21 protein-coding genes and 1 tRNA gene are annotated in these 25,005 nt (G+C 56.4%); 19 read left to right on the top strand and 3 right to left on the bottom strand.

Features of this window, described 5'->3' with window-relative positions:
- The first annotated feature begins 41 nt into the window (after positions 1 to 41).
- A complete protein-coding gene (locus BBKW_RS04670; RefSeq protein ID WP_033501147.1) occupies positions 42 to 1,856 on the top strand; it encodes an AMP-dependent synthetase/ligase in 1,815 nt (604 codons plus the stop codon).
- 141 nt (positions 1,857 to 1,997) lie between these two features.
- Here BBKW_RS04670 and BBKW_RS04675 read toward each other — a convergent pair whose 3' ends face one another.
- Complete coding sequence (locus BBKW_RS04675) at positions 1,998 to 3,530, bottom strand: substrate-binding domain-containing protein (RefSeq protein WP_033501146.1); 1,533 nt, start codon at positions 3,528 to 3,530, stop codon at positions 1,998 to 2,000.
- A gap of 156 nt (positions 3,531 to 3,686) precedes the next feature.
- The gene (locus BBKW_RS04680; RefSeq protein WP_003834925.1) at positions 3,687 to 4,907 is read right to left on the bottom strand and encodes an NADP-dependent isocitrate dehydrogenase; all 1,221 of its coding nucleotides are present in this window, start codon (positions 4,905 to 4,907) and stop codon (positions 3,687 to 3,689) included.
- A 147-nt stretch (positions 4,908 to 5,054) separates the two neighbouring features.
- Here BBKW_RS04680 and BBKW_RS04685 point away from each other — a divergent pair, with 147 nt between their 5' ends.
- From BBKW_RS04685 to BBKW_RS11315, 4 genes are all read left to right on the top strand, one after another.
- Positions 5,055 to 6,173, top strand: a complete 1,119-nt coding sequence (locus tag BBKW_RS04685; RefSeq protein ID WP_033501244.1) for a GuaB3 family IMP dehydrogenase-related protein — start codon at positions 5,055 to 5,057, stop codon at positions 6,171 to 6,173.
- A 150-nt stretch (positions 6,174 to 6,323) separates the two neighbouring features.
- Entirely contained in the window at positions 6,324 to 6,914 is a 591-nt protein-coding gene (locus BBKW_RS04690) for a 3'-5' exonuclease (RefSeq protein WP_033501145.1), read from the top strand.
- A 159-nt stretch (positions 6,915 to 7,073) separates the two neighbouring features.
- Positions 7,074 to 7,484: a helix-turn-helix domain-containing protein gene (locus tag BBKW_RS04695; RefSeq protein ID WP_033501144.1), complete on the top strand. Its 411-nt coding sequence runs from the start codon at positions 7,074 to 7,076 to the stop codon at positions 7,482 to 7,484.
- Positions 7,485 to 7,650: 166 nt separating this feature from the next.
- Complete coding sequence (locus BBKW_RS11315) at positions 7,651 to 7,881, top strand: hypothetical protein (RefSeq protein ID WP_048349511.1); 231 nt, start codon at positions 7,651 to 7,653, stop codon at positions 7,879 to 7,881.
- On the opposite strand, the gene BBKW_RS10915 is transcribed toward BBKW_RS11315, so the two are convergent.
- On the bottom strand, positions 7,878 to 8,120 hold the full coding sequence (locus tag BBKW_RS10915) for a cation:dicarboxylate symporter family transporter (RefSeq protein WP_033501143.1): 243 nt from the start codon (positions 8,118 to 8,120) through the stop codon (positions 7,878 to 7,880). The genes BBKW_RS11315 and BBKW_RS10915 overlap by 4 nt on opposite strands.
- A 401-nt stretch (positions 8,121 to 8,521) precedes the next feature.
- Between BBKW_RS10915 and glmU the strand changes: the two genes are divergently transcribed.
- The 14 genes from glmU (at position 8,522) to BBKW_RS04775 (ending at position 24,983) form a co-directional block, all read left to right on the top strand.
- The gene (glmU, locus tag BBKW_RS04710; protein WP_033501142.1) at positions 8,522 to 9,904 is read left to right on the top strand and encodes a bifunctional UDP-N-acetylglucosamine diphosphorylase/glucosamine-1-phosphate N-acetyltransferase GlmU; all 1,383 of its coding nucleotides are present in this window, start codon (positions 8,522 to 8,524) and stop codon (positions 9,902 to 9,904) included.
- A gap of 2 nt (positions 9,905 to 9,906) precedes the next feature.
- Positions 9,907 to 10,314 carry a ribosome silencing factor gene (rsfS, locus tag BBKW_RS04715; protein WP_128832400.1) on the top strand — a complete coding sequence of 136 codons (408 nt, stop codon included), beginning with the start codon at positions 9,907 to 9,909 and terminating at the stop codon, positions 10,312 to 10,314.
- Between the two features lie 106 nt (positions 10,315 to 10,420).
- Positions 10,421 to 11,152 (top strand): histidine phosphatase family protein, encoded by a 732-nt coding sequence (locus BBKW_RS04720; protein WP_033501242.1) that lies wholly within the window; start codon positions 10,421 to 10,423, stop codon positions 11,150 to 11,152.
- Positions 11,153 to 11,254: 102 nt separating this feature from the next.
- Positions 11,255 to 12,370, top strand: a complete 1,116-nt coding sequence (locus BBKW_RS04725; protein ID WP_033501140.1) for a hypothetical protein — start codon at positions 11,255 to 11,257, stop codon at positions 12,368 to 12,370.
- 151 nt (positions 12,371 to 12,521) lie between these two features.
- Positions 12,522 to 12,594: transfer RNA gene (locus BBKW_RS04730), tRNA-Ala, on the top strand.
- A 391-nt stretch (positions 12,595 to 12,985) separates the two neighbouring features.
- The gene (locus BBKW_RS04735; protein WP_033501139.1) at positions 12,986 to 13,390 is read left to right on the top strand and encodes a pyridoxamine 5'-phosphate oxidase family protein; all 405 of its coding nucleotides are present in this window, start codon (positions 12,986 to 12,988) and stop codon (positions 13,388 to 13,390) included.
- 316 nt (positions 13,391 to 13,706) lie between these two features.
- Positions 13,707 to 15,386: an isopeptide-forming domain-containing fimbrial protein gene (locus BBKW_RS04740; protein WP_033501138.1), complete on the top strand. Its 1,680-nt coding sequence runs from the start codon at positions 13,707 to 13,709 to the stop codon at positions 15,384 to 15,386.
- 108 nt (positions 15,387 to 15,494) lie between these two features.
- Entirely contained in the window at positions 15,495 to 16,439 is a 945-nt protein-coding gene (locus BBKW_RS10115; protein WP_228429086.1) for a class C sortase, read from the top strand.
- The gene (locus tag BBKW_RS04750; RefSeq protein ID WP_081962274.1) at positions 16,372 to 17,154 is read left to right on the top strand and encodes a histidine phosphatase family protein; all 783 of its coding nucleotides are present in this window, start codon (positions 16,372 to 16,374) and stop codon (positions 17,152 to 17,154) included. The genes BBKW_RS10115 and BBKW_RS04750 overlap by 68 nt, the downstream gene beginning before the upstream one ends.
- A gap of 243 nt (positions 17,155 to 17,397) precedes the next feature.
- Entirely contained in the window at positions 17,398 to 18,348 is a 951-nt protein-coding gene (locus BBKW_RS04755; protein WP_003834895.1) for a magnesium transporter CorA family protein, read from the top strand.
- Between the two features lie 20 nt (positions 18,349 to 18,368).
- Positions 18,369 to 19,226, top strand: a complete 858-nt coding sequence (locus BBKW_RS04760; protein ID WP_033501135.1) for a transporter substrate-binding domain-containing protein — start codon at positions 18,369 to 18,371, stop codon at positions 19,224 to 19,226.
- Positions 19,227 to 19,320: 94 nt separating this feature from the next.
- Entirely contained in the window at positions 19,321 to 22,293 is a 2,973-nt protein-coding gene (gene leuS / locus BBKW_RS04765; protein WP_033501134.1) for a leucine--tRNA ligase, read from the top strand.
- A gap of 165 nt (positions 22,294 to 22,458) precedes the next feature.
- Positions 22,459 to 23,235, top strand: coding sequence for a ComEA family DNA-binding protein (locus BBKW_RS10835; protein ID WP_193786587.1), 777 nt, complete (start codon positions 22,459 to 22,461; stop codon positions 23,233 to 23,235).
- Positions 23,232 to 24,983: a ComEC/Rec2 family competence protein gene (locus tag BBKW_RS04775; RefSeq protein WP_033501240.1), complete on the top strand. Its 1,752-nt coding sequence runs from the start codon at positions 23,232 to 23,234 to the stop codon at positions 24,981 to 24,983. Before BBKW_RS10835 ends, BBKW_RS04775 begins: the two co-directional genes overlap by 4 nt.
- Positions 24,984 to 25,005 lie beyond the last annotated feature (22 nt).

Here is a 25,005-nt window from a genome sequence, read left to right on the forward strand (position 1 = left end):
ATGATGCTGCATGTACGACGATTACGCAGGGGAGAAATGCCATGTACAAGGAATACACGCGGCCTTTGGAACAGCATATTGACACAGACAAAAATATTTTCTCGGTGCTTGAGGAACGAGTGAACCGTACTCCGAACGATTCCTTGGTGGAATACAAGAATGAGCATGGCGAGTGGGCGTCGTTCAGCGCCACCGAGTTTCGAGACAAGGTCATCGCCATCGCCAAAGGCCTGATTGCCCAGGGCATCATGCCTGGTGACTCGGTGTCCATCATCTCTCACACCTGCTGGCAGTGGACTGCGCTTGACGTGGCGATCATGTCGATTGGCGCGCTCACCGTCCCCGTATACGAGACGAATTCGCCTGCGCAGGTTAAAATGATCTTCAACGATGCCAACGTCAAAATGGCGTTCGCTGAAGATGACGCGCAACGCGACAAGATCGAATCCATCAGAAGCGAATGCTCCAATCTTGGCGACATCTATGTCATCGGGCTTGACGCGATTGACACGATGATCGAATACGGTCATGCCGTGTCCGACGCCGAATTCCAAGAGCGCGAACATGCGGTCAAAGGCTCGGACCTCGCCACCATCGTGTACACCTCCGGTTCCACCGGCACGCCGAAAGGCATTGAGCTCACCCACTCCAATTTCGTGTTCATCACCTATTCCGGCATCAACTCCATGCCTGATATCGCGATGAAGCCGAACCGTCGTCTGCTGCTGTTCCTTCCGTTGGCACATGTGTTCGCCCGCTACATGCAGTTCTTCTGCTTCGCCGGCAATGTTTCGCTTGGTCTGTCCGGCAACCTGAAGACGATCCTGGCTGATCTCAAGGCGTTCAAGCCGACGTTCATCCTTGCCGTGCCGCGTATCTTCGAAAAGATTTACAATGCGGCGTCGCAGAAGGCCGGCACCGGCCTCAAAGGACGTATTTTCGCAGGTGCCACACAGACGGCGCGCGGTTGGTCGCACGCACAGCAGTCAGGCGAAGACATTCCGGTTGTCTTGAATCTCAAGCATGCGTTGTACAACAAGCTGGTGTACTCCTCGATCATGGACGTGTTCGGCGGTCATGTGGAATACGCGGTTTCCGGAGGCGCTCCGCTTGATTCATCCATCGCGCATTTCTTCAATGGCATCGGACTACCGCTGCTGGAAGGCTACGGCATGACCGAAACCTGCGCTCCGTCAAGCGTCAATCCGACCTCCGGATACAGGATTGGCACCATCGGACTGCCACTGCAGGGCGTGACCATGGGCGTCGACGAGGAAGGCGAACTGTGCATCAAGAGCCCGGCCGTATGCGCCGGCTACCACAACAATCCCGACGTCACCGGGCAGCAGATCGTCAACGGGTGGCTGCATACCGGTGATCTTGGTTCCATCGACGACGAAGGCTTCGTCTCTATCGTCGGACGTAAGAAGGACCTCATCATCACCGCCGGCGGCAAGAACGTCTCCCCATGCGAAATGGAGGCATCGATCATGACGTCGCCCGTGGTGAGCCAATGCGTGATGATCGGCGACCGCAAGCCGTTCATAGCGGCCATCATTTCGTTGGATCTTGGCGAAACGAACGCATGGCTTGCGTCGAAGGGCGCGGAATACGCGGCATCCCTCGAGGAGGCCTCCCGCAATCCGATCGTGCGCGCCGAAGTGGAACGTGCCGTCAACAAAGCCAACGAGCTCGCATCCCGTGCCGAATCAATCCGTAAGTTCGAAATCGTGCCGGACGAGTTCACCGAAGAAAACGGCTTGGTCACGCCGAGCATGAAGGCACGCCGTCAGGCGGTGGTTGACCATTACCGTACGCTGATCGACACCGTCATCTACGTTCCGAAGAACAAGTAAAATGCGATGATCAGCGGTAGGAACGCGCCGGCCTCAACATAAAAAAGATGGCTTCCGTCACAGCGGTTCGACGGAAGCCATCTTTTTCTATCTCTTGTCGGATTTCCTATGCCTGATAATCCGGATTACCTTGTTGCCGGTTTACAAGCCTGCTTCGGCGAGCGAGATATATCCCGGTTCGATCAGTGTTTTCTTCAGATTGCTGGCGCTGACCGCAAGCGCTTCTTCTTGGATGGTCGGCACTTTCTTGTTTTCCATGGCGACGGATGAGACGAACGTCAGCTTCGCAAGCTTGCCCGACGTGTTAAGCTGCACGCAGGTCTGTGCGATGTCGGATGCCAAGGTCTTGCGATTTTCCAAAGCGGTCATCCACTGTTTGCCGTTCACGATATTCGGTATGGAGCTGACGTAGGCGCCGTAACCAGTGATGATCGGCCATTGCGAGTTCTGCTCGTCAAGGGAATCGCTGGTATCCTCCGTATCGGAATCGCCGTCATCGGATTCAGGCGCCTGCGCAGGATCGGGAACGGACTGTTTTTTCAAGTCTTTCTTGCCGGTGATATTGTCTACGATGCCGGAAATGGTGATGGATGGGTTGATGTCGGCTGCCGAACCGGTGTATCCAAGATCATTGAGCTCTTCGGAAACATAACCGGCCACATAATCATTGCAGGAGATGATACCGTCGATGCGGGTATGACGCGATGTGTCCTTGTCCATGCCAAGACGTTCGGCGAGCGTGGATTTGACCCGCTCGCTTTTCGCCGCATCGAACGCCACAGACACCCAATCGGATTCCGTGCTCGACGAGGTCAGCGTGCCGGACGGGGAAACGACCTTCCCGTCTTTGAAATACGGTCCAAGCACCGACCAAATACCTTTGAACACGTCTTGCGCGAAAGTCGCGTCTGCTGTGTCACCGCTTTCATCGGCGGCATCGTAGGGGAGTAGCACTTCGATATGCTTCGGATTGTCGGAGCTGGTTTTATCGAGTTCAAGCTTGCTGACCAGCTGCTTGGCCTGCAGTTGGCCGACTTGCTCGGCCGTGGTCATCGGTGCGTACACATCCGGAGTGAAACCCTGCAGCGTGTTTGACACTAACACGACTTTCATGCCCTCGTTTTGAGCGAGCTGCAATGCGGAAACCAAGCGTTCCGCGGATTGGGCATAGTCCTGGGCGTCTTCGTCGGAGGAGTTCCCATTCCATGTGATGGCGTGCGACGCGTAGTCTCCATACTGGCGGTCGGATTCGGTGGTGTCGGCCACCGGCGCCACTACCAGAGTGGTTTTGTCTGAGGAATCCGCATCATCGCCGGTGCCGTTGACGTGGTTCACCACATAATCCTGCACGCTTTGGCTTTGCTTGTCGAGGCTCGACGCCGTTTTGACGGTGATGTTGGAGCCTTTGACGTCGTTGTCTTTCAAAGATGAGACTATTTCCGGCACTATTTTTTCCCACTTGCTCAAAGGCGTCTGCTGGGAGATGGTGATGCCATCCGAAGGGGTGAAGATCACCACGTTGCCGGCATCGACGGTAGTGGTGGTGCCGGTGGAGCCCGCTTCATGCGATTGCGTTTCATTGTCGGATGAGCAGGCGCCCATGGCCATGATGAGCGAGGTCGATGCCAACAGTGCGAACAGACGTTTCGTTACGGTCGTGCGGTGCAGTGTCATGCCGTTTCCTTCATGAAAATCGAATGATGATTCCTATGCTGAGCTCTGATTGTAATATCTGGACGTCAAAAAGGGCTGGATATGCGTGTGAACCATACATATCCAGCCCTTTGAGCCTGCTGCTGGCCGTTCAGCCAAAGGTTATTCGGCTAAGGATCATTCGGCCAGAGCCTTGGCGAGATTCTCGTCCAAAGCGTTCATGAAGCCTTCGGTGTCAAGCCAAGCCTGATCCGGACCAACGAGCATGGCGAGATCCTTGGTCATCTGGCCGCCTTCAACGGTAGACACGATGACCTTCTCCAATGTTTCGGCGAAATACTTGACTTCCGGAGTGTTATCCAAGTCGGCGCGGTGCTTGAGACCGCCGGTCCAAGCGAAAATCGATGCGATCGGATTGGTGGAGGTCTTCTCGCCCTTCTGCCAGCGGCGATAGTGGCGGGTCACAGTGCCGTGTGCGGCCTCGGCCTCGACGGTCTGGCCGTCAGGGGTCATGAGCACGGAGGTCATGAGGCCGAGAGATCCGAAGCCTTGCGCTACGGAATCGGACTGCACGTCGCCATCATAGTTCTTGCAGGCCCAAATGTAGCCGCCATGCCACTTGAGGGAGCTGGCCACCATGTCGTCGATCAGACGATGCTCATAGGTCAGGCCCGCTGCGGCGTACTTGTCTTTGTATTCGTTTTCGAACACTTCGGCGAACGTATCCTTGAACTGGCCGTCGTAGGCCTTGAGAATCGTGTTCTTGGTGGAAAGATATACCGGATAGCCGCGCATTAGACCATAGTTAAAGCAGGCGCGGGCGAAACCACGGATGGAATCGTTCACGTTGTACTGCACCTGGGCCACGCCGCCGTCGGCGCCATAGTTGTACACAACATGCTCGATCGGCTCGGAACCATCTTCCGGAGTGAAGGTGACGGTGAGCGTGCCTGCCCCAGGAACCTTGAAATCAGTGGCCTTATACTGGTCGCCGAACGCATGGCGGGCTACTACGATCGGCTTGGTCCAGCCGGGAACCAGGCGCGGGACGTTGCTCATCACGATCGGCTCGCGGAAAATGGTTCCGCCGAGAATATTGCGGATGGTGCCATTGGGGGATTTCCACATCTTCTTTAGGCCGAATTCCTTGACACGTGCCTCGTCCGGTGTGATGGTGGCGCACTTTACGCCGACATGTTCACGCTGGATGGCCTTCGCCGCGTCGACGGTCACCTGATCGTCGGTGGCATCGCGGTTTTCGATGCCGAGATCGTAATATTCGAGATCCACGTCGAGGTATGGAAGGATCAGGCGATTCTTGATGTCTTTCCAGATGACGCGGGTCATTTCGTCGCCGTCGAGTTCGACGACCTTGCCTTCGACCTTGATTTTGGCCATGTGTTGCCCTCCTGTCGGGATTGAAGGTGATAAACTCCTGTCTTATAACGAACGTGTTAACGATACCTGTTAATGTCCAAAAAAACTGGGCGATGGCGGGTGACACGCTCTTGCGTACTGTCATTGCTGAGCATTAGCCTTGAGAACATGTCTCAGGAAATTGAAATCGGTTTGGGCAAGAAGGGCCGTCTGGCATACTCTCTGGACGACGTTTCCATCGTTCCCTCCCGTCGTACTCGCGATCCGCAGGATGTGTCCACTTCTTGGCAGGTTGACGCTTATGAATTCGATGTGCCGGTCATCGGCGCGCCGATGGATTCGGTGACCAGCCCGGCCACCGCCATCGCCATGGGCAAGATGGGCGCGCTCGGTGTGCTCGACCTCGAAGGCTTGTGGACCCGCTACGACGATCCGCAGCCGCTGCTCGACGAAATCGCCGAGCTGCCGGCCGAACGCGCGACCGAGCGCATTCAGCAGATCTACGCCGAGCCGATCAAGCCGGAGCTCATTGTCGAGCGTCTGCATGAGATTCGCGATGCCGGCGTCACCGTTGCGGGCGCACTATCCCCGCAACGCACGCAGGACTATTATTCGACCGTGCTCGAAGCGGGCGTCGACCTGTTCGTCATCCGTGGCACGGTTGTTTCCGCCGAGCATGTCTCCCAGGATCACGAGCCGTTGAACCTGAAGAAGTTCATCTACGATTTGGATGTGCCCGTCATCGTCGGTGGCGCCGCCAACTATACCGCTGCTTTGCATCTGATGCGTACCGGCGCGGCCGGCGTGCTTGTCGGCTTCGGTGGCGGCGCGGTATCCGCGAACCGCAACACCATCGGTGTCCACGCTCCGATGGCCACCGCCATCGCAGATGTGGCGGAAGCACGCCGTGACTACATGGACGAATCCGGCGGCCGTTACGTCCAAGTGATCGCCGATGGCGGCATGGGCGACTCCGGCAGCTTCATCAAGGCGTTCGCGCTTGGTGCCGATGCCGTGATGCTTGGCTCCCCGCTGGCTCGTGCTGAGGAAGCTCCAGGCAAGGGCATGCATTGGGGTGCCGAGGCCCGTCACCAGACGCTTCCGCGCGGCTTCCGCACGAATGTCGGCACCGTCGGCACCCTGGAAGATATCATGTTCGGCCCCAGCCACAATGCGGACGGCACCACCAATTACATTGGCGCGCTCCGTCGTGCCATGGCGACCACCGGTTATGTCGATCTCAAGAGCTTCCAGCGTTGCCCAGTCACGGTCGCTCCGACCCGCTGAACGAGCTTTGCGGTAAAGCCTGAATAACGGTTCATTGATCCTGCAGTGTCATGCTGCAGGATCTTTTTTTGTTATGTTTCCCCGGCTAAGAAAGTCAGGTTGGAATGATTAAGTTATACATCGCAAATGGAAGTAGCGGAGGTGAGATGAATGGCAGCGCGTAGAAGTGGCGATCCCCGACGTTTGGACCCGTTGTCCGGACGATTCACGGATTACATCGTGATCGATACGGAAACAACCGGATTGAGCGTGCGCAAAGGCGCCAGGCTCATTGAGATCGGTGCGGTCAAAATTCACAACGATGAGCTGGTCGACGAATTCGACCAGCTCATCAACCCGTTCGAACACATCCCGTCAAGAATCACTGGTTTGACGGGAATCGACGATGGCATGCTGCTCGGCAAACCGGATGTGCGTGAAGTCATGGATGAATTCGCACGCTGGTGTTCGGACACGGCCGTGGTCATGGCGCACAATGCGTCCTTCGACATGTCGTTCCTCGACAATGCTGTACAGCTCGCTTACGCGGAGCGGGACGCGCGTTTCGCGCATCATTTCGTCGACACGTTGGACCTCAGCCGTCGGCTGCATCCGGAAAAACGAACCCACAAGGTTTCCACCCTCATCGTCGACTACCACATCGCCGACATGGAGGAGCACCGCGCATTGTCCGACGCAAGGCAGGAGTGGATGCTGTATCGCGCCATGCGTGACGAGGCCGAGCTGCTCGGCATGCTCTGACAGCCTAACGTCGAAAGTAAAGATCGCATTTGTTCATTTGTAAAGTAATCGTACACAATGTCTGCTACGTATTGTAGCAGGCATTGTAAATGGCGGTTTCTTGTTAAAAACTTGAAAATCATTATAATGAGTCTATCAAATAATAAGGAGGACTTAAAAATGAATTTAGGAGACAAAATCAAAGAATGCAGAAAGCAGGCAGGTCTTTCACAGGAGCAGCTTGCTGAAAGACTAAATGTATCAAGACAAGCAATTACAAAATGGGAAACTAATAAAGGTATTCCCGATATTGCTAATCTAATAGCGATTAGCGATGAATTTGGATTGAGTTTGGACGAGCTGATTAAGGATGATGTTGCCGTAAAAAGTAAAATAATTACTGATAGTTCCGCTAAAAAGTGGCACATTTTGATGATTGTATACTTGGTGGCTATCGTAGCGTATATTGTTTATTTTGTAATCTGCCATAAAATATTGATGATTGGTTTTTTGGTTGCTACGCTATTTATGCTGTTCTTTGAATTGAGAATTTTTATTAGAGAGAAAATATACAGACAGCGTAAGGAATAAGCACTGTTTTAGCTATAGTTGTTTCAAGTATTCGGCATGCGAATAAAGATAGCATTAAAGAAAAAGTGTTTGACAATTTCCAGTTTTACAATTCAATACTTATATTCACAAAGCAGTCAGTCTACATGATTGACTGCTTTTCTTATGTCCGAAGAAAGGAGTTTATATGAAAGTATGGGAAAAATCTAAAGGTAACAGGATTCGTGCCAGTGACAAGTCACTTGTCTATCATTTCTGTATTGGTTGGTTGTTGCTTCTGTTCGTTGCGGTATTCCTGCTACTGAATCTGCGACAGCTCCTTGTTGTCGAGAACGACAGGAACGTCATGTTGTTTGTAATCGCTCGGCAAGGTGTAGTGGAAACCACGCCCCAGCTGGAACGCTTGTGCCAGGATTAGCGTAAGCAGCGAAGCCGTCGCGGTGTTAAGTAGCAGGAAGAACACGGTTTTCGACCAATATTCTTTAAGCGTATGGATTCTCCAAGGTTCGTGATGCTGGAGATAATGCTGAACAGCAGCAGCGGAACCACCAGTGCGGTAATTGCATTGGACCAGATGGAACCCACCGCACCGACATAATCGGTATGGCCTTTGAAAGCAATTCCCAAAATGATGCCGAATACCGTTGCAAGCAGCACGCGTGTAGTAAACTCTGCATTTTTTACGTTTGAGGAACGATAGGACGGCGAGCAGGATCGCGGCTACGCCGAGCACGATCCAATCGTATGAGATATTTGACATCATTGTTATTCCCCTCCCAAGAATGATGATGCGTTACGTGAGATACCCCCACGTTCATGTCGGATATCAATCTATCCGCTCACTCTTCGGCGCAACACCTTGTGGCTATTGCCGTTTTCTATAGTCGTTTATCAGACGGCAGTCATTCCAAGGTGTACAGGCTGACCTTCCAGTGTTCCGCAAGTCGCTCCAAGACGTGGTTGTTTTGCGTTTTAGGGAGGGCTCGTTTTAATATGGGGCGTCGGATAACTGGCTTCGCGTCTGAATTTGTTAGGTCCTGAGGAATTGGAGATTAGACATGGCATTAAGCGCCGCGATTATTCTTGCGGCGGGTGAGGGTACCCGCATGCGTTCCAACAAGCCGAAAGTGTTGCACACTTTGGCTGGAAAGACGTTTTTGAACCGTGTGATGGATTCCGTGGCAGCGCTCGACCCTGAAACGTTGGCCGTGGTCGTACACTACCAGGCGGAACGAGTCGCCGAAGCGGCCCGCTCCTACAATGAGCGTGTCACCATTGTCAACCAGGATGACATTCCCGGCACCGGACGAGCCGTGCAGTGCGCCATGACGCAGTTGAAGGGGCAAGGCGGGCTTGACGGCTCGGTGCTGATCGCAGCCTCAGATATGCCGTTGCTCGACGCCGACACGTTGAACCAGTTGCTTGCCTTCCATGAGCAAAGCGGCAATGGCGCCACCGTGCTCACTACCATTCTTGACGATCCTACCGGCTATGGCCGCATCATTCGCGACAGCGAAGGCAACGTGCTACGCATTGTGGAACAGAAGGACGCCAACAGCAGCGAACTGGCCGTGCACGAGGTGAACACGTCCGTCTACGTGTTCGACGCCAAGCTGCTGGATGAAGCGATCGCCAACCTCAAATCCAACAATGCTCAGGGCGAGTTTTACCTGACCGACGCGCTCGAAACCGCCAAAGCCAACGGTGCCGTCGGCGCGTTCGCTGCCCCCGACCCGTTGAGCGTCGAAGGCGTCAACGACCGCGTGCAGCTTGCGGCGCTTGCCAAAGCCCACAACAAGCGCGTCTGCGAGCGTTGGATGCGTGAAGGCGTGACCATTCTCGACCCTGAGACCACGTGGATCGAAGATGACGTACGCATCGAACGTGATGCCGTGATCCTTCCCGGATGCTTCCTCGAAGGCAACACGGTGATTGGCGAGGGTGCGCAGGTCGGTCCATACACGACGCTTATCAGCGCGGTCATCGATGCTGACGCCCGTGTGGAGCGTTCCCGCGTGCAGGAGAGTCACATTGGCCGTGCCGCCAACATCGGCCCGTGGACGTACCTGCGCCCGGGCAACGATCTTGGTGAAGAATCCAAGGCCGGCGCCTTCGTGGAAATGAAGAAGGCACACATCGGCAACGGCACCAAGGTGCCGCATCTGAGCTATGTGGGCGACGCCGACTTGGGCGAGCATACCAACATCGGCGGCGGTACCATCACCGCCAACTATGATGGCGTGCACAAGCACCACACCACCATCGGATCAAACGTGCACGTCGGTGCCGGCAACCTGTTCGTGGCTCCTGTCGAAGTCGGCAGCGGTGTCACTACTGGCGCTGGTTCCGTGGTTCGCCACGACGTTCCGGACGATTCCATGGTCTATTCCGAAAACACACAACATGTAGTAGAGGGCTGGAAGCCCGAATGGGAGCGCTGAATATGCCGGCAGTACAAGATTCCATCGACGCCATCCGCATCGCCGCAGCCGCGGCTGACCGTATGAAGGCCACTGACCTCGTAGCCTTCGACGTCACCGAACCATTGGCCATCACCGATGCGATGCTCATCGCCACCGCTTCGAACGAACGTCAGGTGCTGGCCGTCGCCGAAGAAATCGAAAAGGACCTGTATCTCAAAAGCGGAAAGCGCCAGCCGCGTTCCCGTGAAGGCCTGACCGAAGGACAGTGGGTGCTGCTTGATTACGGTGATTTCGTGATTCACGTCATGCATCAGGAATCCCGCGACTTCTACCGTCTCGAACGCCTGTGGAAGGATTGCCCAAGCATCGACCTGCAGCTCGAACATCCTGAAACCTCCGACGAAAAGACCACGGAGACCGCGGAATAACACGTACGAACATGCCTTCACGTTTGGATGCGGAAGGCATGTTTTCATATCAAGTGAAATGGTATTCGCCAATTCCATAATCGAGAAAGCAACGGAGGACAGCAGCATGCCTCGAAACGTCGAACTTGAGCATAACAGCGCAGTACCGGAACATGTGCACGCCATCACGCTGGTGCGTCACGGGCGCACCGCCTACAATGCGCAACATCGTCTGCAAGGCCAGATCGACATTCCCCTCGACGAAGTCGGCCAGTGGCAGGTTCGCCAAACAGCGGTCGCATTGCGTGAACTGTATGTTGACCGTCGCCCCGATATTCCGAACCGGCTGGTCGTATGCTCTGATTTGGGGCGTGCCTCTGCCACGGCGCATGCCTTTGCCGATCCGCTCGGGCTGGAGGTGTATCCGGACGCCCGCGTGCGCGAACGCAGCTTCGGAGACTGGGAGGGCATTCCCGTCGAGGAGCTTGCGCAACGGTATCCGGAAGACTATCGTTCTTGGGCCGAGTTCCGCGGCGGTGAACTTAAATACGGTGCGGAACCCAAGGAAGAGGTGGGACGTCGTGGCGTTGAGGCATTGAACGATTGGGCGTTCCGTGCCGGATCCGACACGGATCTGTACGTGTTCTCGCATGGTGCATGGATTTCCCAAACGTTGCAGACGCTTCTGGGAATGGCGGATGTGCATGGCGATTTCGCCGACATTTTGTCGATGCGCAACGCTCACTGGGTGCGGCTCATTCCATTGGAGGTCGGTTCCACATTGCGTTGGCGTTTGATGGATTACAACCATGGTCCCGCCATTGCCGATTCCGAGGAATGGGAGCATCCCAATCTGTAGCCAGTCTGTAAGCGTCATCACGTGATGGCTGGTCGCTGTTTTTTCAAGCTTTTCACAGAATCGCCAGTACTTTCATAGCGAAATTAGCTATCGTCATGGCTTGTGAAAAACTTTTTTAAGGGAATCTCTTTTTCGTCGATTTGCGCGGGCGCGCTGGCGGCGGTCACGTCATTCCTGCTTTCTGCGAAAATCGGTATCGCAGGATCGGTGATTGGCGTGGCTGCGGGCTCGGTTGTTTCCGCGGTGGCCACGCAGGTGTACAAGAACGTTTTAAAGGCGTCGGGGGAGAAGATTCAACAGGCCGTGCCGTTACCGTCAAGTAGTGATGCGGCTGCGGATGAAACGCAAGTGCTTGGCTCTTCCACGAAGGGTGACGAGACGAGGATTATCGGATCGTCTCCTGTTGCATTGGATGCCACGATGGTATCGTCCGATGATGCGTCTGCGGTAGCACCGTCCATCTCGCCGCGCGTCATTTCCTCCGAGCAGGAGGATGGGGACGCTACCCGCGCGCTTGGTGATATTGCCGGAGCAGGGGAGACCTCCGTATTCCCGAACGGGCATCGTGGCATTGGTAGCCCTAGCATCGCCAGCGGAAAATCCACTACTCGTAGTGCGCGCGATGTCCAAGTGCAGCATGCGGGGCGTCGTTCCTCGAATTGGTTGCATAGCAAATACGCTCCGGTGATCATCGCATTCGTCAGCGCTCTGGTTGGTGTTGGAGTGAGTGCGGGATTGATTCTCGCTTTCACCGGCGGTCAGGGAACGGATACCGTGGTGCGTAACGTGGTGCATGAGAAGGTCGTGCCTTCGTATGAAAGCACTGGCGATTCCGGATCCGGTAATGAGCAGGCTCCTGTGCAGAAGCCCAAGTCCGATTCCACGGACTCGAATGATGGAACCACCACGGGCGGCAGCGACAAGACTACCAGTGGTTCCACCGACTCGTCCACTTCCAATGGCACGTCAAGCAATACCACCAATGGTTCCACGTCCGGAAACAGTGGATCGTCATCTGATAATTCCAGCAACGGTCCCAGCCAGACCGGAACGGACTCGTCCAACGGTACCGGCTCGAACGGCGGCACGTCCGGCACCACTGGTGATGGTTCATCATCGGGAACTGGAAGTAGTGGCACTGACGGATCGACAAGTACTGGCACATCGGGATCCACCGACGGTACTGCCGGTTCGACAGGAGGTGCAAGCAGTAACTAGCGTTACTGGTGTCGCACCTTCCATGTCGCCCGCCTAGTGTGATTGCGTATGGCAGATTACATATGGCGATTTCCCAATGCGGGCGACACGCCGGAAGTTGCATGGTTCATGTCTGTGATGTATCTTATACGAGGTCTGCAGGGCAGACTTCGGGGCTATGGCGCAGCTGGTAGCGCATCTCCATGGCATGGAGAGGGTCAGGGGTTCGAATCCCCTTAGCTCCACAGTCAGGGTTTCCGGTGATTTCCGGAAACCTTTTTTCATACTCAAACCAGCGGAATTCCAACGATTTCAAGCCCTACGGCAGCGATGCCAAAAGTCTACAGAAATCCAAAAAACCAATAAAATGTATACCTGAACGTGTCTCATAAAAACATAGGGGTATGGTCCAAATGAACCGCACCTCCAATCATCGAATCTGTATTTCTTCAGTCCAACAATCGGGGTGCGGTTCATAGCAAAGTGCGGAACAGGTGCTATCTCTCCTAAATTCGGTTTCAGATGGAACTCGTATGTGATGTTATTCACGTTGGGCGAACATGCGTTGTGGGGTTTCTTGCCGTAATCTGAAAGTATGTCCGCATTCCATGGGCATGCAAACGAAAGGACGGCATCATGGCAGATCTCACCGATGAGATGAAGGAATTCCTCAACAGCAACCTCGCATGGGTGGCCACCATCAGCAAAGAAGGTCAGGTTAATCTCGGACCGAAAATGAGCATGTTCATCATCGACAGCAACCATATCGGCTACCACGAGCGCACCGCGGGCCAAACATACCGTAACCTGCTTGACGGCAGCGATCTGGTCGTCGCAGTCGCCAATCTTGAACAGAAGAGAGGCTACCGCTTCCGCGGCAACGTCGTACTCCATTCCGACGATGCGATCTATGATGAGCAGGTCAAGGTCGCCGAGGAACGTGGCACGAAAAAGCCGGTGACCATTCCGGTTTTGGAGATCACGGAAATTCAGGATCTCACCCCGGGCGCTACGGCAGGCAAAACCATCGTCAAGGACTGATCAGTTCCATACTGAACCAGTCGAAACGACAATAACAGCGAACCGCAGAGGGGACAGCATGTCCGGTCTGCGGTTCGCTGTTATCGGAACGAAAGATCGCGAATCTGCAGCATATCGTTCGCAGCGGTTCGATCAGGGATTCCTATACGGCAGCTGCATGCGTGGGTTGTGGATAAGTGTGGATAAGTGTTCGCTCATCCACTTATCCACAGATTTTCTTACGGAGATGGCGGGTGAATATTGGTTTCTGCCATGCTGGTCTGCACGCATAAGCGAAGACGTCTATGCGACAACCAACAACCAAAGAAGGTGAACCATGACACAACGCACCATACATCGCCGATGTGCAGCATTCCTCGCCATTGGCGCGATGTTGACCCTCGCCATGCCGAGCACGGCCCAAGCTGCTCCACAATTGGCCGATTTGGATGTCAAACAGTCCATGAGCGTGAAAGCAAGCAACGGGGAAAGCCTTGAAGGCAAGGATCTCCGCGCCATCCAACTCGCCACATACACTGTGGCAAGCGCGGACGGCAACACGATCGTCGGCTACGATCTGACCACGAACACAGCATTGACGTCAGACATCACCGCGGCGGCCAAAACAGCCGGAGCCACCGACGCGAACCTCACCGTCAACGGCAAAAACGATCCGATGGTGTGGGTGGTGAAGAATCTGACCGACTCACGCAGCGATCCGTGGAGCGGAAAGCTACGCAACTTCTGCAATAGCCTCGCCAAACAAACCAACTTCGCCAAACAGGAGGGAACGGCGGTCGCCACGCTCAGCCAAGACAAAACCACCATGTCGACCGACAACGTGCTCGTGCCGGGAATCTACGCCATCGTGGATCGTACGCCGGCAACAACCACGCCAAGCGGCGGAACCGCCGTCAAAACAACCGCGTCCATCATGATGATGAACGGCACCGCGGTCAACGGCATCAGCCAACTGCGCACGGCCAGTGGCACGACCTTGACACTCGGACAGGTGATCTACAAGGTATCCAGCGTGGAAACACCCGATAAAAAAGTCAACGTCGGCAGCACGTGGAAAGACAGCGCATCCGAAGCGATAGGCAAGAATCTGACCTACCGCGTGACGCAGAAAATTCCCAACTGGACAGGCTACGACCACTACTATCTCGCGTTGAACGACACGCTCGGCACAGGCCTCGACTATGGTTCGCTCACTTCAATCACCGTCGGCGGCAAAGCATTGGCAAGCACGTTCTACAAGGAAAACGTCAACGGCAAAACCATCAGCTGGCTGTTCGGCATCAACGGAGACATCCTCGCCTCGGACGCATCAAAGGCAGCCCTACCGGTCGGCGCGACGATCACCATCACCTACACGGCCCGCCTCAACGGCAACGCAGTCATCGGAAGCCCCTGCAACGTCAACTCCATCAACCTAGAATACTCCCACAACCCCAATGCATGGAAGGACCACAACAACCAACCCGGCAACGAGGTCAAAGTCTGCACCGGCGAAATCGCATTGCGCAAGGTCGACGCCAAAAACCAAAAGCTCACCGGCGCGAAATTCACCATCGCCCAAGGTACCAGCGACAAAACACCTTTGAAACTCGTGTCACTCGGCAACGGCAACTACCGCCTCGCCACCAGCGGCGACACCACAACCACCACCACGTTCGAAGCCGGAGAAACCAAAATCCAAGGACTCAAAGGCGAATACACCATCACCGAAACACAAGCGCCCCAAAACTACTCGTCGCTCATGCTGCCCAGCGCGGTCGTCACCGTCAACGTTGATGACGCCACCATGACGTGGAGCATCGACGTCAAATCCGACCCCAACAACCTCATCAAAAAAGGTGACAGCCACACCGTGGTCGTCACCAATATCCGCACCATCACCGAAATACCGTTGACCGGCGCGGCAGGATTGACCATGCTTTTCAGCATCGCAGCGCTCCTCTTCATAGGAGGCATCGTAATGCTGCGCATGTGCAAATCAGCCGACGACCGCTAACCGGCATCCAACGATAGGAAACACATGACGGTTCCCACACACGGCAAACCCCGACACAAAAACACGTCGGTAACACACAACATCATCCGATGGTGTGTGGGAACCGCCATGCTCACCGCAACGGCACTCATCATCAGCATCCCCCTGATCATGCGCACCGAAGACAACATCCAACAAGCAGCCAGCGTCAAAGCGTACGCAGCCACCGTCGCCAACACCACAGACACGGCAATCCAAGAAAGCAAACGGCAGGCGAAACTCTACAACGCACGCCTCGCCAACCGAACCGAACCTCAAACCGACGATCCGGCAGACAGCCCAACCGACAACCAGACAAAATATGAAACCCCAACACAAACCCTCATCGAATACAACCAACAACTCGTCATCCCACCCAGCGACGTCATGGCAACCATCAACTACCCAAAACTCGGCATCAACCTACCCATACGCCACGGAACAAGCGAACAAGCACTCGCCCTCGGCGCCGGACACTGGGCGGGAACATCCCTGCCAATCGGGGGAGCAGGAACCCACACCGTCATCACCGCACACCGAGGCCTCGCCGACAAACTCATGTTCACCAAACTCGACCAAGCCCGAGAAGGCGATGAATTCACCATCACCACCCTCGGTGAAACCCTCACCTACCAAGTGCAAACCATCCGCACCATCACCCCCGACGATTTCACTTGGATAAACAAGCACGACAACACCGCCGATCGAGCCACGCTCATGACCTGCACCCCATACGGCATCAACACACACCGACTCCTCGTCACAGGAACACGCATCCCAAACCACGACGAATGCCCGCACGAAACAGGCTGCCTCACCGACGGAACACTCGCCATCACAGCGTTCGCACTCACCACCGTATGGGCAATCATCATCGCGCTCGCACGCCACAGTTACAATGAGATGCATGATCGACGAAGTATTGTTCCTACGCCACGGACGCACCGCCTACAATCTCGCAAGACGTCTGCAAGGCCAAATCGACATTCCCCTCGACATCGTCGGCAGGTGGCAGGCCGACCAAAGCGCTTATGAACTCGCCAGAACATACTATTGGGCGAAAATCGCGCACCTCGCCGACCATAATGACGAACTTGCCCAACCCGCGTACGAGGGCGCGTATCTCGCCGATCTCAACGAAATCAACGAGGCGCCGGCCGCAAGCCGATGCATGGTCGTCGTGTCGTCGGACCTTTTCCGCGCCCAACAGACCGCCCACGCCATCGCCGACCTTCTCGGACTTGACGTAGCTCTCGACCCGCGTCTGCGCGAACGCAGCTTCGGCGAATGGGAGGGCATGACCCGTGAGGAGATTCTCGAACAGTACGCCGAAGACTACCATTCATGGCGCGCCCACACCGGAGGAGAAACCAAGCATGGCGTCGAAAGCCGTCGGCATACCGGCCAGCGTGGTGCCCAAGCCATCCGAAGCATCATCGCCAAGCATGCCGGCGATTCCGCGCCAACCACGCTGCTCGCCGTCGGCCACGGATCATGGATCGTGGCCACCGTCGCCGTATTGCTCGACATGGATCCGGATGATCTCAACAATCTCGGCGCCATGCGCAACGCCTTCTGGACGCGGATGGGCGTCGATGCAAGCCGTGGCCCCGCCGAACCTGACACATGGCAGTGGAAGCTCGACGCCTTCAACCAAGGCCCGGCCATCGCCGCGCTTACGGACTGGGAGAACGGTCCGAAGGAATTGCGCGGCCCGAACATGCCGTTGTGGAAGCCCATCATGCAGTGATATGCAGTGGCATGCGGTAGCCCACGGTGGCCGTTGCTCACTGTGGGCGCATGCGGCGAACATGAATTCTCGATGAAATCTCCGGCTCGTGGTCGGCTAGCTCCCAAGGTTGGACTATTCTAAATAAGGTTGTTTGCCCGAATGGTCCAAGAACGGTCCCAAAAGACTGATTGTAGGAGACGTTGTATTCGGGCTGCCGTACAGCGATAGAACGTTGGAAAGCGCGAAAGGCGGGTGAGAGACATGTTGAGAATGTTCAGAACGATTAACGGCCAGGTGGAGCAGATCCAAAAACCCGAAAACGGGTCCTGGTTATGCCTTTCGGATCCGACCGATGTGGAGCTTGCCAACGTTTCCATGGAAACCGGCGTCGATCTTGCCGACTTGCGCGCCCCGCTTGATGACGAGGAACGGTCCCGTGTGGATGTGGAAGACGATTACACGATGATCATCGTCGACATTCCAACCGTCGAGGAGCGTGGCGGGCGAGACTGGTACGAGACCATCCCGTTGTCGATCATCATCACGCAGTCGGCCATCATCACCGTCTGTATGCAGGACACTCCGGTGCTGCACCCGTTCATGGAAGGCACGATTCGCGGTTTCAACACGTATATGAAAACGCGTTTCATCCTGCAGATCCTGTACCGCAACGCCACCATGTATCTGCGGTATCTGCGCATCATCGACCGTGAAAGCGACAAGCTCGAACTCAAACTGCGCCATTCCATGCAGAATCGTGAAATCCTCATGCTGCTCGAATTGAGCAAGACGTTGGTCTACTTCACCACGTCGCTTAAGTCGAACGAAATCGTGATGGAAAAGCTGACCACGCTGCCGCGCATCAAGCAGTATCCGGAAGACGAGGATCTGCTCGACGACGTCATCACCGAAAACAAGCAGGCTATCGAGATGGCCAATATCTACAGCGGCGTTCTAGCCAACATGACCGATGCGTTCGCGTCGATCGTGTCGAACAATCTGAACAACGTGATGCGCATCTTCACGATTATCTCCATCACGCTGTCGATTCCGACATTGATCTTCTCGATGTACGGCATGAACTTCCAGGAGGGTATGCTTGGCATGCCGTTGACAGACAAGCCGTGGGGCTTCGCCGTGATCATCGGAATCTCGCTGGTCGTTTCGGCCATTGTCACCTGGTTCCTGACACGTTCACGCATGTTCAAGTAGAATCGCGTAGAATCGCGCGTATGTCACGTCTGTCACGAAATATCGCGGCGCTGGTATGCGCCGCTTCGGTCGTATTGGGCACGAGCGCGTGCGGCACTTCCATTTCCGTTGTCACCAATGGTCTTGCGCAAGGGCCGACCATTGCGATTGGCGTGGCCGCGGACCAGCCGGGATTGGGTTTTATGCATGGGGGAGAATATTCGGGCTTCGATATTTCCGTGGCGCAATACGTGGCGAACACGTTGGGATTCGCGCAAAAACAGATCGTGTTCAAACAGGTGCTGCCGTCGACGCGCGTTTCGTCGCTTGAAGACGGCACTGTGGACATGGTGGTTGATGCTTTCGCCGCTGATGACGTTCAGGATGGTGAGGTTGAGCTTGCAGGACCGTATTTGACCGTGCATGCGGCATTGCTGGTGCGTTCCGACAGTGCGGGAACCATCACCGGAATCGACGATCTTGCCGGAAAAACGGTATGTGTGGCCAAAGACGGAATGCCCGCCGATAGCGTGCGAAATCTTGCGGAAGATGTGACCGTGAGCGAACGCGACACGTATCCGCAGTGCGAAACGGCATTGATGATTGGGCAGGCGGACGCCATTGCGGCCGACGACGCCATAGCGGCGGGCCTCGCATCCAACAGGGGAGGCGGGTACCTTAAGGTCGTGGGCGAAACGTTCGGCGAACGCTCGTATGCGATCGCGGTCAAACCCGGCCAATCCACGCTTGCCGAACAGGTCGACGCCGCATTGCAGTCCATGATGGACGACGGCTCGTGGAAGCAGGCCATGGACGAGATGAAACAGTCGATTGGCTACGTTCCTGACATGTCGATCAACCCTCCCGCGATAACGCGCTCAGCGGCGTCGGAAGGCTGACGGGCCTCACCTTGCGTGACGCTTTGCGAAACGCTTCTTGCATAATGATTGACGCTTTGCGAAGTGTCCAGTTGCGCGGCTAGTTTCATGCATTATGAGTGACATTGAGAAAAGCGCGCAGGCGCAGTCGAACGAACCAGCCGAGCCGTCGTTCCGTTACAATGCGGATCTGGCTCAGGGCATTGAGGAAAAATGGCAGAAGATTTGGGATGACGAAGGCACTTTCTGGGCTGCCAACGTCAATGGCGATCTGAAGGACGGCAAGGGACGCAACGCCGAAGGACGCCCGTCGTATTTCGCGATGGACATGTTCCCGTATCCGTCGGGCAAGGGTCTGCATGTGGGTCACCCGTTGGGCTACCTTGCCACCGATGTGGTCAGCCGCTACCATCGTATGAAGGGCGAGAACGTGCTGCACGCCATGGGCTATGACGCCTTCGGCCTGCCGGCCGAGCAGTATGCGGTCCAGACCGGCCAGCATCCGCGCATCACTACCGAGCAGAACATCGCCAACATGCGTCGCCAGCTGCACCGCATGGGCCTGAGCTTCGACAACCGTCGTTCTTTCGCCACCATCGATCCGGGCTACGTGCGTTGGACCCAGTGGATCTTCTCCCGAATCTATGATTCCTGGTACGACGAGGATGCCACTAATCCGTCTGGTTCCAGGGGCTGCGCACGACCAATCAGCACGCTGATGGAGCAGTTCGAATCCGGCGAGCGTGAGATTCCGGGATTCGCGGGCAAGCAGTGGGGAGACCTGAGCGAAGCCGAGCAGGCTGACGTGCTCAACGACTTCCGTTTGGCCTACATCTCCAAGTCCCCGGTGAACTGGTGCCCGGGCCTGGGCACGGTGCTCGCCAACGAGGAGGTCACCGCCGAAGGCAAGTCCGAACGCGGTAACTTCCCGGTGTTCCAGCGCGAGCTGCGCCAATGGTCCATGCGCATCACCGCATACGGCCACCGTCTGATCGAAGATCTTGATGGCATCGACTGGCCGGAGAAGGTCAAGCTTATGCAGCGAAATTGGATCGGCGAATCCCACGGCGCTTCCGTGCATTTCGAGGTCGAAACCCCGAACGGCGTCAAAGACATGGAGATCTACACCACCCGTCCCGACACCCTGTTCGGCACCACGTTCGCCGTGGTCTCTCCGGAACATCACATGCTCGAAGACGTTCCCGCCGAATGGCCGGCCGAGACTCCGGAAGACTGGAAGGGCGGCTATGCCACTCCGGTCGAGGCGGTGAAGGCCTACCGCTTGGCTGCGGAAGCCAAGACCGCCAAGGACCGTGTTGACGAGGCTGGCGAGAAGACCGGCCTGTTCACCGGCCTGTACGCCATCAACCCAATCACCGGAGCCAAGCTGCCGCTGTTCACCGCGGATTACGTGCTCATGGACTACGGCACCGGTGCCATCATGGCCGTGCCGGGTGGCGACCAGCGTGATTACGATTTCGCGGTCAAGTTCGGCCTGCCGGTCATCTACACCGTGCAGCCGCTGGCCGAATCCGGCGACGATCTGGCCAACTATGAAGGCAAGGCGCCGTTCATCTCCCACGACGGCATCGTCATCAACTCCTCCGTGGACGCCACCCGCGCCAAGGGCGACGCGTTGAACCTCAACGGCCTTCGTGTGGACGAGGCCATCGACAAGGTGAACGCATGGCTGGAAAAGGCCGGTGTCGGCAAGGGCACGGTCAGCTACCGTCTGCGTGACTGGCTGTTCAGCCGTCAGCGTTATTGGGGCGAACCGTTCCCAATCGTTTATGGCGAGGACGGTACTCCGCATCTGCTGCCGGACGACCAGTTGCCGATCAACCTGCCGGATGTGCCGGACTATAGTCCGAAGACTTTCGATCCGGAAGACGCCGAATCCAATCCTGAAGCTCCGCTGAGCCGCAACGAGGATTGGGTGAAGGTCGAACTCGACTTGGGCGACGGCAAGAAGACCTACTATCGCGACACCAACACGATGCCAAACTGGGCCGGCTCCTGCTGGTACTACATGCGCTACCTCGACCCGACCGACACCGAACACATGGTCGAGAAGAGCGAGTTTGACTATTGGATGGGCCCGAACCACAATGAGACCACCGGCAAGTCCGGCGGTGTGGATCTGTACATCGGTGGTGTGGAACATGCCGTGTTGCATTTGCTGTACTCCCGTTTCTGGCACAAGGTGCTGTTCGACCTCGGTTTCGTCGATTCCGCGGAACCATTCCACAAACTGTTCAACCAAGGCATGATCCAGGCGTACGCCTACACCGATGACCGTGGCCAGTACGTGCCGGCCGCCGAAGTGGTGGAAGGCCCGGCCGATGCCAATGGTGAGCCGACTTTCACTTGGAACGGAGAACGCGCCAACCGTGAGTTCGGCAAGATGGGCAAGAGTCTGAAGAACATCATCACGCCGGACGACATGTACTCGAACTACGGTGCCGACACCTTCCGCCTGTATGAGATGGGCATGGGCCCGCTGGCCGAATCCCGCCCGTGGAACACGCGCAACGTGGTCGGATCCATGCGTTTCCTGCAGCGCCTGTGGCGTAACGTCGTCGACGAGAACACCGGCGAAGTGCACGTCACCGATGGCGAACTCGACACGAAGACTCTGAAACTGCTGAACAACACGATCGCCGACGTGACCGTGGAAATGGAAGCGATGCGTCCGAACACGGCCATCGCCAAGCTCATCGTGCTCAACAACCACTTGACCAGCCTCAACGAGGTGCCACGCGCAGCCGTTGAACCGCTGATTCTGATGCTTTCCCCGATTGCCCCGCACGTTTGCGAGGAACTGTGGAACAAGCTCGGACACGGCGAGTCGCTGGCACACGCCGAATGGCCGAAGGCTGATGAACGCTATGTCGGACAGGACACCGTCACCGCGGTCGTGCAGATCAAGGGCAAGGTTCGTGCCAAGCTTGAGGTTTCGCCCGACATCGATCCGAAGGAACTTGAGAAGATGGCGTTGGAAGTCGTCGCCGACCGTTTGGGCGGCAAGGAACCGCGCAAGGTCATCGTCAAGGCTCCGAAGATCGTGTCCATCGTTCCCGCGGAATGATATTTCGAAAACTTTCGGAACCAACGGCCGCTGACAAGGTTTCCAACAGGATGTGAACCGTTCCCGCAGAAGACGACACGCCGAATATGTGGATAACTTGCATCCTCCGACCACAGGGGCCGTTTCGACTGGACAGCATGCCCATGCATCCTCCAATTTGGATGCATGGGCATTACTATTACCCCGCCAAACAGGCGGAACAGGCAGGCCGAGATCACATCGCCGGCCACGCGGCGGCTGCGTGGACTTGGCATGCCCGAAACGCATGAAAGGAACGCGCGCGGGCAAAACATTCGCAGCGAACATGTCCCTCCCGCAATCCCTGAAGCATCTGTGGCAATCGCGGCAACTGCAACGCCTGAAATATCCCGTGAACAAACGTCGGAGCCTGCGAAACCCTCATTGCGGGATCTGGCCGGAGTCAAACCTGCCGACACGCCGACGGAACAGGACGGGCCCAAACGTGATCGTCCACGACTCGTCTTTCAGCCAATCCACGCGGTCATCGCCATACTCACCCTGTCATGCGCGCTGTGTGCAAGTCTGACCATGCTTGTGCAACAGGCCATCCACTACAGCGCACTCCAACAGACGCAGATCACGCAATCCAAACAATCTCAGGCGAACGGAACCACGAAAGACGGGGCGTCATCCGCGGCAACAACACCAAACCAGCAGCCTTCCATGGAACAAAACGGCCAGAACAAGCAAACATCCGAACCAACGGAACCTTCCGATCCGACTGACGGTCTGTTGAATATCAACACCGCCGGATCCAACGAACTGCAAACCTTGAAAGGCGTAGGCCCGGTGACCGCGCAGCGCATCATCGACTACCGCAATCAGATCGGCCGTTTCGACAATGTCGACCAATTGTTGGAAGTCAAAGGCATCGGCGAGAAAACGCTGGCGAAATTCCGAGACCAAGTGTGCGCACGATGAGAGGAAACACGTTCGAATGGCGGAATAGGGAGCAGGGGAGCAGGGATTGGCGTCTGCTGCCAGCCACCCTGTGCGGGTGGGCGGCGAGTCTGGCCGCACATGCGGGATTCGACTACTGCGTCGAGCAGGAAGGCAGACTCGGCATGCTGCCGCTCGTTTTAGTGTTGTCTGTGCCATTGCTGGCATTATTGGGATTGTTGGGATTGCCGTTTATGCGATTGCCTATCCTGCGCCTGCCGGTTGGCGTGCGGCGGGCGGTCGCGGCACGGCATTTCAGCATTATCGTATGCGTGGTCGCGGCGATGGCATGCGCGTCTTCCGCGTTGACCTACGACGTATTGCAATGGAGGGATGCGGCCTCGTACGCGGCCAGAAGCGGCGAAAGCGACGTTGTAACACTGGTACGTACGACATCCCCCGCAGTGAATTCGAACAGACGTGCGAATGATTGCCAGATCGATGCGACGATTTCGACAATCACGGCAAGCCAGGTCACGCAACCAAGCATGATGCGGGTGCGCATCTATGCGGACCGGCCGGACTGCGGCACACTCAAACAAGGCGGCGAATACCGGATGCGGGGCACGCTCGCCATATCGCAATACGGTACCATGCCGCTATGGCTGACGGACATCGCCTCCGTGGAACGCATACGGGCGCCCAATCCCGCATTGCGCGTGATCGACATGATGCAGCAGGCGTTTTTCGAACAGACGTCACGGCTTTCCGACCAAGGGAAAGTACTTGTTCCCGGACTGACATTAGGCATTCTCGGACAGGATTACATTCCTCCAGACAGCGGCAATGGCAAAACCGGCACCGGCATTGATTCCACATACGCCAATCTGCTTGAAAACGCCTTCCAACGTTCGGGCATACTGCATCTGATGGCAGTCAGCGGAGGGCATCTCGCGGTCGTCGCCACCATAGTGCGCACCGCCTGCTCGTTCCTGCTACTACCAAGGCGCGTCACGGCCATCGCCATCGGCATGTCATACATCATGCTGGCAATGTGTGTGTTCCCCTCCGATTCGGTGTCACGCGCCCTGCTGATGGGTTTGGCCGGAGCGGGCTTCCTGTTCCTCGGGCGGAGAACACAGGCTTTGGCCGCCCTCAACTGGACCACTTTGGGCATGCTCATGGCCAATCCGCACATGTCACGCAGTTTCGGATTCGCATTATCATGCACAGCCGTACTCGGCATCGTACTGTTCGCAGGGCCGTTAAGCGCATGGCTCACGCCGATCATGCCGTCGTTCATCGCGCAAACCATGGGCATGACCATAGCCGCGCAACTGTTCACCCTGCCGATTCAAGTGCTCATCGAACCAGAACTGCCCGTCTACTCCATTCCGGCCAATCTGGTCATCGCACCCTTCGTGGGCTTTTCCACACTTGCCGGACTCGCCAGCCTCGCCATCTCATGGATACTACCCAATCTGGGATTCATATTCGCCAGCCTCGCCTCCTGGGGCACCGCCATTATGGAACTCATGGCCCTCAACCTCGGGTCAGGAGACCGAGCCACCATTCCATGGACCGGAGGCGCGGGCGGCGCACTGCTGATCATCGTCGTCGAAATCGTCGGATACGCGGCCGCACGACTTGCCGGCACACTCTTCACCCGCATCACAACACCGGAACCAAACCTGCCGGGCCGACGCCTCATGCGCAATCCCATCGAACGGGCGAAAGCATGGGGCGAACGAACCCACAACGCGCTCAAAACCATGAAATGGAACAAATGAATCTTGTCCACCGATACAGCGA

The organism is Bifidobacterium catenulatum subsp. kashiwanohense JCM 15439 = DSM 21854 (assembly GCF_001042615.1).
Classification (GTDB): Bacteria; Actinomycetota; Actinomycetes; order Actinomycetales; family Bifidobacteriaceae; genus Bifidobacterium; species Bifidobacterium catenulatum.

What these genes read in the sequence shown, in the direction of transcription:
- BBKW_RS04720 (WP_033501242.1), top strand. Translation starts at nt 10,421, where the DNA reads ATGCCTCGAAACGTCGAACTTGAGCATAACAGCGCAGTACCGGAACAT.
- BBKW_RS04760 (WP_033501135.1), top strand. Translation starts at nt 18,369, where the DNA reads ATGTCACGTCTGTCACGAAATATCGCGGCGCTGGTATGCGCCGCTTCG.
- glmU (WP_033501142.1), top strand. Translation starts at nt 8,522, where the DNA reads ATGGCATTAAGCGCCGCGATTATTCTTGCGGCGGGTGAGGGTACCCGC.
- BBKW_RS04775 (WP_033501240.1), top strand. Translation starts at nt 23,232, where the DNA reads ATGAGAGGAAACACGTTCGAATGGCGGAATAGGGAGCAGGGGAGCAGG.
- leuS (WP_033501134.1), top strand. Translation starts at nt 19,321, where the DNA reads ATGAGTGACATTGAGAAAAGCGCGCAGGCGCAGTCGAACGAACCAGCC.
- BBKW_RS04675 (WP_033501146.1), bottom strand. Translation starts at nt 3,530, where the DNA reads ATGACACTGCACCGCACGACCGTAACGAAACGTCTGTTCGCACTGTTG.
- BBKW_RS04735 (WP_033501139.1), top strand. Translation starts at nt 12,986, where the DNA reads ATGGCAGATCTCACCGATGAGATGAAGGAATTCCTCAACAGCAACCTC.
- BBKW_RS04695 (WP_033501144.1), top strand. Translation starts at nt 7,074, where the DNA reads ATGAATTTAGGAGACAAAATCAAAGAATGCAGAAAGCAGGCAGGTCTT.
- BBKW_RS04680 (WP_003834925.1), bottom strand. Translation starts at nt 4,907, where the DNA reads ATGGCCAAAATCAAGGTCGAAGGCAAGGTCGTCGAACTCGACGGCGAC.
- BBKW_RS11315 (WP_048349511.1), top strand. Translation starts at nt 7,651, where the DNA reads ATGAAAGTATGGGAAAAATCTAAAGGTAACAGGATTCGTGCCAGTGAC.
- BBKW_RS10835 (WP_193786587.1), top strand. Translation starts at nt 22,459, where the DNA reads ATGGGCATTACTATTACCCCGCCAAACAGGCGGAACAGGCAGGCCGAG.
- BBKW_RS04690 (WP_033501145.1), top strand. Translation starts at nt 6,324, where the DNA reads ATGGCAGCGCGTAGAAGTGGCGATCCCCGACGTTTGGACCCGTTGTCC.
- BBKW_RS04670 (WP_033501147.1), top strand. Translation starts at nt 42, where the DNA reads ATGTACAAGGAATACACGCGGCCTTTGGAACAGCATATTGACACAGAC.
- rsfS (WP_128832400.1), top strand. Translation starts at nt 9,907, where the DNA reads ATGCCGGCAGTACAAGATTCCATCGACGCCATCCGCATCGCCGCAGCC.
- BBKW_RS10115 (WP_228429086.1), top strand. Translation starts at nt 15,495, where the DNA reads ATGCTCACCGCAACGGCACTCATCATCAGCATCCCCCTGATCATGCGC.
- BBKW_RS04740 (WP_033501138.1), top strand. Translation starts at nt 13,707, where the DNA reads ATGACACAACGCACCATACATCGCCGATGTGCAGCATTCCTCGCCATT.
- BBKW_RS04685 (WP_033501244.1), top strand. Translation starts at nt 5,055, where the DNA reads ATGTCTCAGGAAATTGAAATCGGTTTGGGCAAGAAGGGCCGTCTGGCA.
- BBKW_RS04755 (WP_003834895.1), top strand. Translation starts at nt 17,398, where the DNA reads ATGTTGAGAATGTTCAGAACGATTAACGGCCAGGTGGAGCAGATCCAA.